The organism is Kitasatospora sp. MY 5-36 (assembly GCF_001182915.1).
Lineage (GTDB): Bacteria > Actinomycetota > Actinomycetes > Streptomycetales > Streptomycetaceae > Kitasatospora.
The window spans coordinates 1-15,079 of the sequence record NZ_LFVW01000258.1; the positions used below are offsets into that span (position 1 = coordinate 1).

Consider the following 15,079-nt stretch of genomic DNA (forward strand, 5'->3'; position numbering starts at 1 on the left):
AGGCCGAGGCCGGTGCCCCGACCCGGCGCCGCCGCCCGCCCCGGCCCGGCTCGGCGACCCCGAACCCGACCAACGGCCGCTCCACCTCGGCAGAGGCGGCAGCGGCAGGCGCAGCGGCAGAGCCCGGCCCCGCCGCATCCTCCGGCCCGCTCCCCACCGCCGGCGCCACCGCGACCGTCACCAGCGGCGCGCCCACGGCGATCTCCTCGCCCACCTCGCCGTACCGCGCGGTGACCACCCCGCCGTACGGGCAGGGCACCTCCACCACGGCCTTGGCGGTCTCCACCTCCACCACCGGCTGGTCGACCGCGATCACCTCGCCGACCTCGACCATCCAGCGCACCACCTCGGCCCCGGTGAGCCCCTCACCGAGGTCGGGCAGCCGGAACTCCCGTACGACGGGCATCATCCTCGGTCCTCCCACTGCAGCCGGGCGACCGCGTCCAGGATCCGGTCCACCCCGGGCAGGTGGTGGTGCTCCAGCATCGGCGGCGGGTACGGGACGTCGAAGCCGGTGACCCGCAGCACGGGCGCGGCCAGGTGGTGGAAGCAGCGCTCGGTGACCCGGGCGGCGATCTCCGCGCCGGTGCCGCCGAAGCCGCTCGCCTCGTGCACCACCACGGCCCGGCCGAGCGAGCGCACCACCCGGCAGACCGTCTCGTCGTCGAACGGCACCAGGGTGCGCAGGTCCAGCACCGCGAGGTCCCAGCCCTCGGCCTGCGCCGCCTCCGCCGCCGCCAGGCAGACCGGCAGCGAGGGGCCGTAGGTGATCAGCACGGCGGAGGTGCCGGTGCGCCGCAGCACCGCCCGGCCGATCGGCTCGACGGGCGCGTCCGGGTCGAACTCGGCCTTGCCCCAGTAGAGCCGCTTGGGCTCCAGGAACACCACCGGGTCGTCGGAGGCGATCGAGGCGCGCAGCAGCCCGTACGCGTCGGCCACCGTCCCCGGGGTGACCACGTGCAGGCCGGGGGTGCTGGTGTAGTAGGCCTCGGAGGCGTCGCTGTGGTGCTCGACGCCGCCGATGCCCCCGCCGTACGGGATGCGGACGGTGATCGGCAGCGGGAGCCGGCCCGCCGTGCGGTTGCGCATCTTGGCGACGTGCGAGAACAGCTGCTCCAGCGCCGGGTAGGCGAAGGCGTCGAACTGCATCTCGACGACCGGGCGCAGCCCGTACATCGCCATGCCGATCGCGGTGCCGAGGATGCCGGCCTCGGCCAGCGGGGTGTCCAGGCAGCGCTCCGGTCCGAACTCGGCGGTGAGCCCGTCGGTGATCCGGAAGACCCCGCCGAGCGCGCCGACGTCCTCGCCGAGCACGTGCACCGCCGGGTCCTCGCGCATGGCGTCCCGCAGCGCGGAGTTGAGCGCCTGCGCCATCGAGGCGGTACGGACATCAGAGGGGCGCCGCGCAGAGGCTCCGCCAAGGGTGGGGGTGGGCGACGGGTGGGCCGTGCTCATCGGTCCGCCACCTCCGCCTCGGCGGCCAGCTCGGCGGCCAACTGGGCGGCCTGCTCGCGCAGTTGCGGGGTCGGCTCGGCGTAGACGTGGGCGAACAGCGACATCGGGTCCAGCTCCGGGTCGGTGTGGAACTCCGCCCGCATCCGGGCCGCCAGCGCCTCCGCCTCGTCGGCCGCCTCCCGCACCAGGCGGTCGTCCAGCACGCCGAGTCCGCGCAGCGCCCGCTCCATCAGCAGGATCGGGTCGTGCTCGCGCCAGGCGGCCACCTCGGGCTCGGTGCGGTAGCGGGTGGCGTCGTCGGCGTTGGTGTGGGCGTCGATCCGGTAGGTCAGCGCCTCGACCAGGGTCGGGCCGCCGCCGGCCCGGGCCCGCTCGACCGCCTCGGTCAGCACCGAGTGCACGGCGGGCGCGTCGTTGCCGTCCACCAGCCGGCCCGGCATCCCGTAGCCGACGGCCTTGTGGGCCAGGCTCGGCGCGGCGGACTGGGCGCTGAGCGGCACGGAGATCGCGTAGCCGTTGTTCTGCACCAGGAAGACCACCGGGGCGTCCAGCACGGCCGCGAAGTTCAGCGCCTCGTGGAAGTCGCCCTCGCTGGTGCCGCCGTCGCCGAGCATCGCCAGCGCGACCACCGGCTCGCCGCGCAGCCGGGCGGCGTGCGCCAGCCCGACGGCGTGCGGAGCCTGGGTGGCGAGCGGGGTGCAGAGCGGGGCGGTGCGGCTGGCCCGCGGGTCGTAGCCGGTGTGGGCGCTGCCGCGCAGCAGGGTCAGCGCCTCCAGCGGGTCGACGCCCCGGGAGACCACGGCGAGGGTGTCGCGGTAGCTGGGGAAGAGCCAGTCGTGCTCGCCGAGCACCAGCGCGGCGGCGACCTGGCAGGCCTCCTGGCCGGTGGACGCCGGGTAGACGGCGAGCCGGCCCTGCTTGGTCAGGGTGGTGGCCTGCTGGTTGTACCGGCGGCCGACGACCAGGCGGCGGTACAGCTCGCGCAGCAGGGCGGGGTCGTACTTCTCCAGCGCGGGGGTGCCGATCGCCCGGACGGGGGAGGGGTCCGGGAGGAGGGGTGCCGGATCGGTGCGCGGGGCGGTGGCCCCGGGCAGCCAACCGGGTACACCCGCGTGGTGTCTGTGGTCGAGAACGGTCATCTCGGGGCACCTCCAGGGGTTGCGGGGGCTCCCTACCGATTGTTCGGTCGTCTGTTCATCTTGACCAGAAGCGTGACAAGGTGGTGGACATTCGGCCTGTACGGCGGTCGACTGGTGGCAGTGCGTCCAATCGGTGGGGGTGGGGGGTCATGTCGGCTGAACAGATGTCCAGACTCGACCGGGTCGACCGGTCGATCCTGCGGCTGCTGCAGCAGGACGGTCGCGCCTCCATCCGCTCGGTGGCCGAGCGGGTGCACGTGTCCCGGGCCAACGCGTACGCCCGGATCTCCAGGATGGTCGAGGACGGCATCATCCGCGGCTTCACTGCCAGGGTGGACCACGAACGGGCCGGTCAGGCCGCGTCGGCGTACGTCACCCTGAAAATCGTCCAGAACTCCTGGCGGACGGTGCGCGAGCAGCTGCTGGAGCTGCCCGGGGTGGCACACATCGCGCTGGTCGGCGGGGACTTCGACGTCCTGCTGCTGGTGCACACCGCCGACAACAAGGCCCTGCGGGAGCTGGTGCTGGGCAGCATCCAGTCCATCCCGCAGGTGCTCGGCACCCGCACCATGCTGGTCTTCGAGGAGACCGACCAGGTGCCGCCGCTCTGAGGGGGGCTCCGCCTCGAGGGCGGGGCCCGGGCCCGGGGGAAGGACCGGTCAGCGCGCCCGCAGCCCGTCGAAGGCCAGGTGGACCACCGCGTCCGCGACCCCGTCGGCGGCCTTGAGCCCCGGCCGGTACCACTCCACGATCGAGTTGATCATCCCGAACAGCAGCCGGGTGGCCAGCCGCGGCTCCACGTCCGCGCGCAGCGCGCCGTCCGCGACCGCCGCCCGCAGCAGCTCGGCGACCTGGTGGTCGAAGTCCCGCCGGCGCTCCAGCGCCCACTGCTCGGTGGCCGTGTTGCCGCGCACCCGCAGCAGCAGCGTCACGTACGGCAGCTCGTCCAGCAGCACCTCGGCGGTGCGGCGCACCACGTGCTCCAGCCGCTCCACCGCCGGGCCCGCGACCGCCTCGGGCTCGGCCAGGATCGCGAACAGCCCGTCCAGCGCCCGGCCGACCGCCAGCCGCAGCAGCTCCTCCTTGCCGCGCACGTGGTGGTAGATGGAGGACTTGGAGATCCCGGCCGCCCGGGACAGGTCCTCCATCGAGGTGCCGTCGTAGCCGCGCTCGTTGAACACGTCGACGGTCACCGCGAGCAGTGACTCCACGGTGTAGGCGGTGCGCGTGGTGTGATCGGCCATCCTCCGAGTATCCCCGGCCGTCACCCCCGTCACGCGAGCGGGTCCGACTGGTCCACACCAACCAAGGGACGCCGACGGGGGCAGGCCCTAGACTCTGCGGACGATCCGTCCACGTCCAAGGCTGGGGACATGAACGCAATACCGGCAGTCGCCTCCGACGTGCCAGAGAAGCGCAGCGAGGAGCCGGAGGGACCCGCGCGCACCTGGCAGGAGCGCGGCCGGGCCCTAGTGGTCCGCTTCGGACCGGCGGTGTGGTGCTACGCGGTGCTGAAGCTGATCGGCTTCACCGTCTTCATGAAGCTGCTCTCCTTCTCCGGGGAGTACGCCAAGAAGCCGGCCCGGTTCGGCGGCGGCGCCAACCCCTGGGACGTGGTGGCCACCTGGGACGGCTGGTGGTACCAGCAGGTGGCTCGGTTCGGCTACCACCCGGCGCTTGTCCCGATACCGAACGGACCGGTCGGCTTCAGCGTCGAGCAGAACTCGGCCGCGTTCTTCCCGCTCTACCCCGGCCTGATGCGGATGACCTCGGACGTCACCGGCCTCGGCCTGTACGGCGCCGGGATGCTGGTCTCGGTGGTGGCCTCGCTGTTCGCCGCGGCCGGCATCTACGCCGTGGTGGAGAAGCTGACCGGCGACGCCCGCTCCGGTGTGATCGCGGCCGGCATCTGGGCGATCGCCCCGGGTTCCGGCGCCGAGTGGGCGGTCTACTCGGACTCCCTCTTCGTCGCGCTGGCCGCCTGGGCCTGCTACTGCGTGATGACGAAGCAGTGGGTCGCGGCCGGGGTGATCACCCTGGTCGCCGGGCTCAACCGGCCGACCTCCGCGGCGCTGATCGGCGCGGTCGGCCTGGCCGCGCTGGTCGAGCTGTACCGCCGCGAGAGCGGCGTCCTGCGCCCGCTGGCCGCGATGCTGCTGGCCCCGCTCGGCCTGCTCGGCTACGTGGGCTGGGTGGGCTGGCGGACCGGCGAGTGGGGCGGCTACTTCCGGCTGCAGCACGACGCCTGGCTGCACTACTTCGACTGGGGCCAGGGCACCTGGCACGCGATCCGCGGGGTGCTGCTGGGCCGCAGCGACTACCCCTTCGCCTTCCCGATACCGGACTTGTTCGCCACCCTGATCGTGCTCAGCCTGCCGATGCTGATCGTGCTGCTGGTCCGGCTGCGCCCGCCGCTGGTGCTGACCGCCTACACGCTGGCGACGATCGTCTCGGTGCTCGGCAGCCTGGGCATCTTCGGCAACGTCTCCCGCTACCTGCTGCCCGCGTTCCCGCTGTTCATCGCGCTGGCGGTGGGGATGCGCAAGCTGAGCCTGCCGGTGCTGGCCACCGTCCTGGGCACCGGTGCGGTCGCCTCCGGCTGGTACGCCGGGTACGTCATCTTCGAGCTGGGCGTGCCGTAGACCCGGACCACCCGAGCCCCCGGGGGCGCGTCCGCCACGGACGCGCCCCCGCGCGTTTCCCGGTGGATTCCTCCCACCACACCCTCGTGGCCCGACCGATCGTTCGGTTACTCTGTGACGTGTCCCGTCCTGCTTTCCGAGGCCCTCCGAGGAGCGCACAGATGTCCGCAGCGGTCACCCACCCCCTCGTCAGCGAGCTGGTCGAGCGCCACCAGGCCACCCTGGACGCCGCGCTCGCCGCCGCCGCCGAGCGCGACTACTGGTCGCCCTACCCCGAGTTCCCCAAGGCGTACGGCGAGAGCGGGCCGGCGGACGGCAAGGCCGCCTTCGACGCCCTGCTCGGCAAGCCCTTCACCCTCGAAGGCCACCCCACCGACGGCGACCAGGTCGGCGGCGAGGCCTCCCCGTACGGCGTCGAGCTGGGCATCACCTACCCGCACGCCGACCCGGACGCGCTGATCGCCGCGCTCACCGCCGCCCGCCCCGGCTGGGCCGCCGCGACCCCGCTGGAGCGCGCCGCCGTCTGCCTGGAGATCCTGCACCGGATCAACGCCCGCTCCCACGAGTTCGCCCAGGCCGTCATGCACACCACCGGCCAGGCCTACGGCATGGCCTTCCAGGCCGGCGGCCCGCACGCCCAGGACCGCGGCCTGGAGGCGGTCGCCTACGCGTACGCCGAGCAGACCCGGCTGCCGAAGCAGGCCGCCTGGACCAAGCCGCAGGGCAAGCGCGACCCGCTGGTGATGACCAAGGAGTTCACCGTCGTCCCGCGCGGCCTCGCGCTGCTGATCGGCTGCAACACCTTCCCCACCTGGAACGGCTACCCGGGCCTGTTCGCCTCGCTGGCCACCGGCAACCCCGTCCTGGTCAAGCCGCACCCGCGGGCCGTCCTGCCGCTCGCGCTGACCGTCGCCGTCGCCCGCGAGGTGCTCGCCGAGGCCGGCTTCGACCCGAACCTGGTCGTCCTGGCCGCCGAGCACGAGGGCGGCACCGTCGCCGCCGCCCTCGCGGTCCACCCCGCGGTCAGGCTGATCGACTACACCGGCTCCACCTCCTTCGGCGACTGGCTGGAGGAGCACGCCAGGCAGGCGCAGGTGTACACCGAGAAGGCCGGCGTGAACGCCGTCGTCATCGACTCCACCGACGACTACAAGGGCATGCTGGGCAACCTGGCCTTCGCGCTCTCCCTCTACAGCGGCCAGATGTGCACCACCCCGCAGAACGTGCTGATCCCGCGCGGCGGCATCGCCACCGACCAGGGCGACAAGTCCTACGACGAGGTGGTCACCGACCTGGCCGGCGCCATCGAGGGCCTGCTCTCCGACGACGCCCGCGCCGCGGCGATCCTCGGCGCCGTGGTCAACCCCGGGGTGCTCCAGCGCTCGGCCGCCGCGGCCGGCGGCGAGTACGGCGAACTCGCCCTCGCCCCGCGCGCGGTGACCTCGCCGGACTTCCCCGGCGCGACCGTCCGCACCCCGGCGCTGGTCAAGCTGGACGCCGACAAGCCGGACGACCGCGCGGTCTTCCGCAGCGAGTGCTTCGGCCCGGTCTCCTTCGCCGTCGCCGTCGAATCCACCGCCGCCGCCGTCGAGTTGCTGCGCACCACGGTCCGCGAGAAGGGCGCCATGACGGCCTCCGGCTACACCACCTCGCCCGAGGTGGAGGCGCTGCTGGTCGAGGCCGCGCTGGACTCCGGCGTCTCGCTCTCGCTCAACCTGACCGGCGGCGTCTTCCCCAACCAGACCGCCGCCTTCTCGGACCTGCACGGCACCGGGGCCAACCCGGCCGCCAACTCGGCCTACTGCGACGGCGCGTTCGTCGCCAACCGGTTCCGCACGGTGGAGATCCGCCGGCACGCCTGAGCCGTTCACCCCCGTCACCGGGCCCCGGCGGTCACCCACCGCCGGGGCCCGGCGGTTCACAGCTCCGACGGCGCCCGCGATGATGGAGGCTGGGAGAACGCCGGGAACGGCGTACGACCGCCCTCCGAACAACGGGAGCTGATACATGGCCGTGAAGCCGACGACCGAAACCGACGTCCTGATCGTCGGCGCCGGACCGACCGGACTGCTGCTGGCCGGCGACCTCGCCGCCGCCGGAGTCGGCGTCACGGTACTGGAGAAGCGGGCCGCCGAGTCCAACCTCACCCGGGCCTTCGCCGTGCACGCCCGCAGCCTGGAGCTGCTGGACGCCCGGGGCCTGGCCGAGGAGCTGATCGCCACCGGCCGCCCGCTCGCCGAGCTGAGGATGTTCGACCGCTTCGGCATCGACCTCGCCGCGCTGCCCACCCGCTTCCCGTTCGTGCTGATCACCCCGCAGTACAACGTCGAACGGCTGCTGCTGGACCGCGCCGAGAAGGCCGGCGCGACCGTCCTGCGCGGCGCCGAGGTCACCGGGCTGCGCCAGGACGCCGAGGGCGTGACCCTGGAGACCCGGGACGGGCAGAGCCACCGCGCCGCGTACGCGGTCGCCACCGACGGCGTCCACTCCACCGTCCGCGACCTGCTGGGCATCCCGTTCCCCGGGGAGTCGGTGGTCGACTCGGTGGTGCTGGCCGACGTCCGGCTGGACCGCGAGCCCGCCCAGGCGATCACCGTCGGCGCCAACCAGGCCGGCTTCGCCTTCATCGCCCCGTTCGGCGACGGCTGGTTCCGGATCATCGCCTGGGACCGCGAGGAGCGGTACCCGGACGGCACCACCCCCTCCGCCGAGCAGCTCACCGCCCTCGTCCGGGCCATCCTCGGCGAGGACTACGGCCTGCACGAGGTGCGCTGGAGCTCCACCTTCCACAGCGACGAGCGGCAGGCCCCCAACTACCGCTCCGGCCGGGTCTTCCTGGCCGGCGACGCCGCGCACTGCCACTCCCCGGCCGGCGGCCAGGGCATGAACACCGGCCTCCAGGACGCCGCCAACCTCTCCTGGAAGCTCGCCGCGGCACTCCGGGGCCACGCCACCGACGCCCTCCTGGACACCTACCAGACCGAGCGGCACCCGGTCGGCAAGACGGTGCTGCGCACCTCCGGCGCGCTGATCCGGCTGGCCCTCGCCGAGTCCGCCCCCACCCGCGCCCTGCGCGGCGCGCTCACCGCGCTGGGCGGCCACCTCGACCCGGTCACCGAGCGCGGCGCCCGGCTGGTCTCCGGCATCGGCATCTCCTACCCCGCGCCCAAGGACGCCCACCCGCAGGTCGGCAAGCGCGTCCCGGACCTGCGGCTGACCGCCCTGAGCAAGCCCGCCGAGGGCGCCCCGGCCGCGCCCGAGCGGCTCTACGAGGCGCTGCGCGCCGGGACGTTCGTCCTGGTCAGCAATGACGAGCTGGCCGCCGCCGAGCCCTGGGCCGACCGCATGGTCTCCGCCGCCCCCGCCGACCCGCACGGCAAGCTGCGCGACACCGTCCTGCTGATCCGCCCGGACGGCTACGTCGCCTGGGCCGCCGTCGACCCCGGCCAGGGCGAGCTGCGCGCCGCCCTCACCGACTGGCTCGGCGCCCCGGCCTGACCACCGCCGGGCGGGCCCGCGACCCCCGCGCGCCCGCCCGGCCCGTCGTTCGCCGGCCGCTCAGCCCCGGGCCTTCACATAGTGCCGCGCCGCCTTCGCCCGGTTCCCGCACACCGCCATCCGGCACCACCGCCGGCGGCCGTTCTGCGAGGTGTCGAAGAAGTACAGGACGCACGCCTCGTGCGCGCACTGCTTGATCCGCTGGGCGCCCCGGTCCAGCAGGTCCAGGAAGTCGTCCGCCGCCAGCCAGGAGGCCAGCCACTCGGGCCGGTCCACCTCGACGTGCGCGGTCGGCCCCTGCGGGCCGAGCTCCCGGCGCAGCCGCCCGTGGCCCAGCACACCGTTCAGCCGGGCCACCGCCTCCGGCCCCAACTGCCCCTGCCCGCACAGTTCCTGGACGGCCTCGGCGATCACCTCACGGGTCTCCCGCAGGGCCGCTAGCCCCGACCCGGCGGCCCGGCAGCGGTCCGCGAGGCCGGCCGAGGAGAGCCAGATCGCGTAGCCGTCCGGTTCGGCGAGCAGGTCGTTGACGGGCGTTCCGGCCCAGCGCGTGTTGAGCAGGTCCAGTGCGAGCGGCTCACCGATCAGCGGTCGCGGGTCCCTCGGGTCCGGCTGCACGTCAGTCATCGCTCTCCCTCGGATCGGTCCGATTCTACGTCCGCCCCTTCCGCCCGGACTGGTCTGGACCGACCCCGGAACCACGGTCATTCACTGTATGGAACCGCCGAGTTGGGGGCCCTCCACAGTTGACTGTTTTTTAGCAACGAATTGCCCGGCCATGAGCCAATTCGCACACGGGTTCTGTCATGTTCGAGCCAGCGTTCTCGACCCCCCTGAACGCCTGGTCCCTTGCCGGCCCCCCACAGCCGGCTGGAGGAGGATCCGTTGCGTCCCCGCTCCCTTGCCCTCGCCGCGGCGATAGCCGTGCTGCCGCTGACCGCCGTCTCGCTCGGTGTCTCCACCGCGCAGGCCGCCACTCCCAACGCCTCCCCGCGCGTCGCCCTGCCGAACACCGTGAACCCGGCGGTGGCCCACTCGGAGAAGAAGGGTGACGTCCCGGCCGCGCAGCAGATCTCGGTGTCCGTCAGCCTGAAGCTGCGCGACACCGACGCCCTGGACCGCTTCCTGACCGCCGTCACCACCCCGGGCGCCCCGGAGTACGGCCACTACCTGACGCCGGAGCAGTTCACCGCGCGGTTCGGCCCGACCCAGGCCGCCGTCGACCAGGTCCGGACGTACCTGGCCCAGCAGGGCCTGACCGTCTCCGACGTGAGCGCCAACCGCCAGGTGGTCAACGCCCGCGGCACCGCCGCCCAGGTCTCCCAGGCCTTCGGGACGCACGAGAGCGCGTACCTCGACCCGCAGCTCCAGCGCGCCTTCTTCGCCAACGACGCGGCCGCCTCGATCCCGTCCGACCTGGCCTCCGTGGTCCAGGGCGTCAGCGGCCTGGACAACCACGCGGTGCGCAAGAACCGCCTGGCCACCCCGAACTCGGTCACCCCGAACACGGCGAGCGCGAGCCCGAGCGGCATGGCCCCGGCCCAGTACACCGGTGCGTACAACCTCAACAAGACCGGCGCGGACGGCACCGGCACCACGGTCGCGCTGTGGGAGTTCGACGGCTACCAGTCCTCGAACCTGACCACCTACGACTCCCAGTACGGCCTGTCCGGCCCGGCCGTCTCCACCGTCTCGGTGGACGGCGCCAACTACGACTCCGCCCCCGGCCAGGGCCAGGGCGAGGTCGAGCTGGACAGCGAGATCGTCCGCGGCGCGGCGCCCAAGGCCACCCAGCTGGTCTACGAGGCGCCCAACAGCGACCAGGGCGAGATCGACATGGCCAACAAGATCGTGACCGACAACAGGGTCTCGGTGGTCTCGATCTCCTGGGGCTCCTGCGAGCCGGACACCACCGCCGCCTCGATGACCGCGGTCGACAACGCCTTCAAGCAGGCCGCCGCCCAGGGCATCTCGATCTTCTCCGCCTCCGGCGACGACGGCTCCCGCGACTGCACCCGCTCCACCAGCGGCTCCGGCGTGAAGGCGGTCGACTTCCCGGCCTCCAGCCCGCACCAGACCGGCGTCGGCGGTACCAACCTCAAGGTCTCCAGCGGCAACGCCTACTCCTCGGAGAGCGCCTGGAGCACCGCCGGCGGCGGCGTCTCCACCGTGTTCGCCAAGCCGAGCTGGCAGACCGGCACCGGCGTCAGCGGCACCATGCGCACCGTCCCGGACGTCTCCTCCAACGCCGACCCGCAGAGCGGCTTCGCGATCTACACCGCCGGCGCCTGGCAGGTCTACGGCGGTACCAGCGCGGCCGCGCCGCTCTGGTCCGGCTACGCGGCCCAGTTCAACCAGAAGGCCAAGGCCGCCGGCCAGGCCGTCCTCGGCGAGGCCAGCCCGCGGCTGTACTCGGTGGCCAACGGCAGCGGCTACGGCAGCACCTTCCACGACGTGACCACCGGCGCCAACCAGGACTTCTCCGCCAAGGCCGGCTACGACCAGGTCACCGGCTGGGGCTCCCCGGTCGCCGACGCGCTGACCACCGCCCTGCTCGGCGGCGGCACCACCCCGCCGTCCGGCGGCTGCACCGCCGCCCAGCTGGTCGCCAACGGCGGCTTCGAGAGCGGCACCGCCTCCCCGTGGACCGCCTCCAGCGGCGTGGTCAGCAACAGCTCCTCCGAGGCCGCCCACTCGGGCAGCTGGAAGGCCTGGCTGGACGGCTACGGCTCGGCCCACACCGACACCCTGTCGCAGACCGTCTCGATCCCGGCCGGCTGCGCCTCCGCCAAGCTGACCTTCTGGCTGCACGTCGACACCGCGGAGACCGGCACCACCGCGTACGACAAGCTGACCGTCCAGGCCAACAGCACCACGCTGGCGACCTACTCCAACGTGGACGCCGCCGCCGGCTACGTCCAGCGCACCCTGGACCTGACCTCCTTCGCGGGCCAGACCGTGACCGTCAAGTTCACCGGCACCGAGGACTCCTCGCTGCAGACCAGCTTCGTGATCGACGACGTCGCGCTGAACGTCGGCTGACCACCGGCCGCACCACCGCACCACCCGATCCCCGCCGGGGCGGAGCCGTCAGGGCCCGCCCCGGCGGTGTCCGTCCCGGGCCCTGCCGGAGCCGTCCGCCGGCCCGGTCGGGCCCCGGTCAGCGGCCCGTGTTTCCGGACTGTTTCAAGATCGATAACCCTTCGGTCCACCTGCCGTGACCACTGTCATACGCACGACTGATGACGTAGCCTCTCGACCGTGCATAGGGTTCCCCAAAGCTCGGTGAAGCCGCTGGCGGCGCGCCCCGGCGCCGACCCGGTCCCGCCGAACTCACCTGGTGGGGAGGGTCACCGTATGGCCGCACAGCAACCTCAGGACGCCGCGCGGCTGCGGCTGGTCGGATCGCACACGGAGCGCCCGGGCCCGCCCGGGCCGCCCGGCCCGACTCCCGCCACCCCCGGACCGCCCCCCGGCCGGCTCGCCCCGGTCGGCGGCTTCGCGGACACCCTCCACCTGGCGATCGAGGCCAGCGGCCTCAGCCTGGACCGCATCCGCGCCGCCCTCGCCGGGCGCGGCGTCAGGGTCAGCGTCACGACCCTGAGCTACTGGCGGCGCGGCCGCAGCCAGCCCGAACGGGCCAGCTCGCTGCGCGCCGTCCACCTGCTGGAGGAGCTGCTCGGGCTGCCGCACAGCGCGCTCTCCTCGCTGCTCGGCCCGCCGCGCCCGCGCGGCCGCTGGGCCGCCGCGGCCAACACCTGCCACCTCGGACTGGAGGACGTCTGGCCGGGCGAGCAGGAGATCGCCAACATCTTCGCCGAGCTGAACGCCCCGCCGGCCGGCGAGCTGGAGCGCCTGAGCATCCACGACTCCTACTACGTGGACGCCGAGCGGCGCGGCAACCTGCTGCGGATGCGCCAGGTGGTGCGCGCCACGGTCGGCGGCGTCGGCCGCTGCCTGGTGGTGCACATGGCCGACGAGGAGGCGGCCGGCTGCCCGGAGATCACCGCGGTGCGGCACGGCCGGCTGGGCCGGGTGCGCCGCCGCCCGGAGGCCGGGCTGATCGTCGGCGAGCTGATGCTGGACCGCCCGCTCGGCCTCGGCGACAGCACGGTCTTCGAGTACGAGGTGGAGATCCCGCCCGGCGGCCCGACCACGGAGTACAGCCGCCGCTTCGCCACCCCGGTGCGCGAGTACGTGCTCCAGGTGCACTTCGACCCGGCGGCCGTCCCGGCGCACTGCGAGCGCTACGACCGCGAGCCGGGGGCCGACGTCGACCACCGCCGCGAGCAGCTGTGGATCGGCGCCTCGGCGAGCGCCCACGTCCTGGCCCCGGACCAGCAGCCGGGCCACATCGGCATCCGCTGGGAGTGGGCGTAGCCCTTCCGCTCCTTCGAGACCCGCCGGACCTCACGGTCCGGCGGGTCTTTCGCATGCCCGCCCGAAGACCTGACCCTTCCGGCTCCCTCCACTGGTTGACGCTGCATCACCTAACTCCTACTCTCGTGAATACCGGTTAGGCAGCTGCCTCACCGGCAGCCGAAGCCTCCGGGAGTGACCAGGCATGTCCAGCACCGCCCAGCTCCGCACCCTGCAGACCGGCCACGTGGGCCTGAACGTCACCGACCTGGCCCGCTCGATCGCCTTCTACCGCGCCGTGTTCGGCCTCGACGTCACCGCCGAGGGCACCGACCCCGACCGCCGCCACGCCTTCCTCGGCCGCGACGGCCGCCTGGTGGTGACGCTCTGGCAGCAGAGCGCGGGCCGCTTCGCCCCCGGCAACCCCGGCCTGCACCACCTCTCCTTCGAGGTCGAGAGCCTCGACGAGGTCCGCGCCACCGAGCGGCTGCTGCGCGAACTCGGCGCCGAGTTCGCCTACGACGGCGTCGTCCCGCACAGCGAGGGCTCGGCCTCCGGCGGCATCTTCTTCACCGACCCGGACGGCATCCGGCTGGAGGTCTACACCCGCACCGGCGTGGCCGGGACCGCGGCCGCCGCCCCCACCGCCACCGCCCCGACCTGCGGGTTCTTCTAGGAACCGGGCCCGGCCATGACCACCACCAGCACGCCGTACCACCCCGGCGAGCGGGCCGCCCAGGCCCGGGCCGGCCGGACCGAGCGGGCCGACCACGCCGGCCGGTCGATCCGCCGCACCATTCCGACCGTCGCCGCCCGCTTCCTGGCCGAGCGCCGGATGCTGGTCCTCGGCGCCGCCGACCGGGACGGCCGGATCTGGGCCACCCAGCTGGCCGGCCCGGCGGGCTTCCTCACCGCCCCGGACGAACGGACCATGGCCGTCGCCGCCCTCCCGGCCGGGGCCGACCCCCTCGCCGAGGCACTGGCCGGCCCCGCCCGGGTCGGCACGATCGCGCTGGACCCGGCCGGCCGGCGCCGGATGCGGCTCAACGGCCGCTCCGTCCCGGACGGCCGGGGCGGGCTGCGGGTGCACGCCGACGAGGTGGTCGCCAACTGCCCGAAGTACATCCAGCGCCGCACCCCGACGGACCGCCCGGCCGCCGGCCCGCCCCGTACGGTCGCCGCCGGCCCGGTGCTGACCACCGCCCAGCGGCTGGCGGCGGCCACCGCGGACACCTTCTTCATCGCCAGCACCGGCCCGGACGGCAGCGTGGACGCCTCCCACCGCGGCGGCTTCCCCGGCTTCCTGGAGCCGGTGGCGCCGGACCGGCTGCGCTGGCCCGAGTACCCGGGCAACAGCATGTTCCTGACGCTCGGGAACCTGGAGCTGGACCCGCGGGCCGGCCTGCTGCTGCCCGACTGGGAGACCGGCGGGGCGCTGCTCGTCACCGGCGAGGCCCGCACCGACTGGTCCGAGGAGGCCCGGCAGGGCGTCCCGGGCGCCGAGCGGATGGTCGAACTGACCGTCACCGGCGTGCTCGAACTGGCCGACGCCACCCCGCTGACCTGGACCGACCCGGAGTACTCGCCCGCCATCCCGCGCTGACCCCGCCTCACCTCTCCTAAGCCCTCCCACCGACCCACGCCACGCCCGGGAGCCGAACGGGTCTCACCCGTTCGGCCTAACCCACCGTGACTCATCGCGCCCGCTTTGGGACTTTGGTCCGGATAACACGCGGAATAGTCCGGGAAAGAGGCGGAGCATGACCCTGACCGACCCCCTGTCCCCGCTCATCGAGTTCGACGACGTCGAACCGGCGGAGGACTGCATATGCGGGGGCTGCAACGCCCGCCGACGAGCACGGCTGCACGCCGCGCCCGTCCACGAGGGCGGACACGCCTCCGCCCGCAGCGTCCGCCGCCGGGCCGCCGTCCTGATGGCCGCCGTGGGCACCGCACTGGGCGGCGGAGCGGCCGCCGCCGGCACCG

Annotated in this window: 13 protein-coding genes and 1 pseudogene; 9 read left to right on the forward strand and 5 right to left on the reverse strand. The window is 73.8% G+C overall.

Annotated features, from left to right (window positions below):
• From AE652_RS18350 to pdhA, 3 genes are all read right to left on the reverse strand, one after another.
• A partial coding sequence (locus tag AE652_RS18350; RefSeq protein ID WP_049652800.1) for a biotin/lipoyl-containing protein occupies positions 1 to 406 on the reverse strand: 406 nt, incomplete at its 3' end.
• Complete coding sequence (locus tag AE652_RS18355) at positions 406 to 1,374, reverse strand: alpha-ketoacid dehydrogenase subunit beta (RefSeq protein ID WP_049652802.1); 969 nt, start codon at positions 1,372 to 1,374, stop codon at positions 406 to 408. The genes AE652_RS18350 and AE652_RS18355, both read right to left, overlap by 1 nt.
• A 77-nt stretch (positions 1,375 to 1,451) precedes the next feature.
• Entirely contained in the window at positions 1,452 to 2,594 is a 1,143-nt protein-coding gene (gene pdhA / locus AE652_RS18360; RefSeq protein WP_049652804.1) for a pyruvate dehydrogenase (acetyl-transferring) E1 component subunit alpha, read from the reverse strand.
• A gap of 149 nt (positions 2,595 to 2,743) precedes the next feature.
• Between pdhA and AE652_RS18365 the strand changes: the two genes are divergently transcribed.
• On the forward strand, positions 2,744 to 3,205 hold the full coding sequence (locus AE652_RS18365) for an Lrp/AsnC family transcriptional regulator (RefSeq protein ID WP_049652805.1): 462 nt from the start codon (positions 2,744 to 2,746) through the stop codon (positions 3,203 to 3,205).
• A 48-nt stretch (positions 3,206 to 3,253) separates the two neighbouring features.
• Here AE652_RS18365 and AE652_RS18370 read toward each other — a convergent pair whose 3' ends face one another.
• Positions 3,254 to 3,838: a TetR/AcrR family transcriptional regulator gene (locus AE652_RS18370; protein ID WP_049652808.1), complete on the reverse strand. Its 585-nt coding sequence runs from the start codon at positions 3,836 to 3,838 to the stop codon at positions 3,254 to 3,256.
• Between the two features lie 129 nt (positions 3,839 to 3,967).
• Between AE652_RS18370 and AE652_RS18375 the strand changes: the two genes are divergently transcribed.
• The 3 genes from AE652_RS18375 (at position 3,968) to AE652_RS18385 (ending at position 8,734) form a co-directional block, all read left to right on the forward strand.
• Complete coding sequence (locus tag AE652_RS18375; protein ID WP_082345816.1) at positions 3,968 to 5,236, forward strand: glycosyltransferase family 39 protein; 1,269 nt, start codon at positions 3,968 to 3,970, stop codon at positions 5,234 to 5,236.
• Positions 5,237 to 5,397: 161 nt separating this feature from the next.
• The gene (gene paaN / locus AE652_RS18380) at positions 5,398 to 7,098 is read left to right on the forward strand and encodes a phenylacetic acid degradation protein PaaN (protein WP_049652813.1); all 1,701 of its coding nucleotides are present in this window, start codon (positions 5,398 to 5,400) and stop codon (positions 7,096 to 7,098) included.
• 145 nt (positions 7,099 to 7,243) lie between these two features.
• A complete protein-coding gene (locus tag AE652_RS18385; protein ID WP_049652814.1) occupies positions 7,244 to 8,734 on the forward strand; it encodes an FAD-dependent monooxygenase in 1,491 nt (496 codons plus the stop codon).
• Positions 8,735 to 8,794: 60 nt separating this feature from the next.
• On the opposite strand, the gene AE652_RS18390 is transcribed toward AE652_RS18385, so the two are convergent.
• Positions 8,795 to 9,361, reverse strand: coding sequence for a CGNR zinc finger domain-containing protein (locus AE652_RS18390; RefSeq protein WP_049652816.1), 567 nt, complete (start codon positions 9,359 to 9,361; stop codon positions 8,795 to 8,797).
• Positions 9,362 to 9,619: 258 nt separating this feature from the next.
• Between AE652_RS18390 and AE652_RS18395 the strand changes: the two genes are divergently transcribed.
• The 5 genes and pseudogenes from AE652_RS18395 to AE652_RS18415 all read left to right on the forward strand — a co-directional run.
• Positions 9,620 to 11,776 (forward strand): protease pro-enzyme activation domain-containing protein, encoded by a 2,157-nt coding sequence (locus tag AE652_RS18395; RefSeq protein WP_082345817.1) that lies wholly within the window; start codon positions 9,620 to 9,622, stop codon positions 11,774 to 11,776.
• A gap of 315 nt (positions 11,777 to 12,091) precedes the next feature.
• Entirely contained in the window at positions 12,092 to 13,114 is a 1,023-nt protein-coding gene (locus tag AE652_RS18400) for a hypothetical protein (protein ID WP_079272005.1), read from the forward strand.
• Positions 13,115 to 13,298: 184 nt separating this feature from the next.
• Complete coding sequence (locus tag AE652_RS18405) at positions 13,299 to 13,769, forward strand: VOC family protein (RefSeq protein WP_049652819.1); 471 nt, start codon at positions 13,299 to 13,301, stop codon at positions 13,767 to 13,769.
• A 15-nt stretch (positions 13,770 to 13,784) separates the two neighbouring features.
• Positions 13,785 to 14,696, forward strand: coding sequence for a pyridoxamine 5'-phosphate oxidase family protein (locus AE652_RS18410; protein ID WP_049652821.1), 912 nt, complete (start codon positions 13,785 to 13,787; stop codon positions 14,694 to 14,696).
• 157 nt (positions 14,697 to 14,853) lie between these two features.
• A pseudogene (locus AE652_RS18415) lies at positions 14,854 to 15,079 on the forward strand (hypothetical protein); the annotation flags it as partial.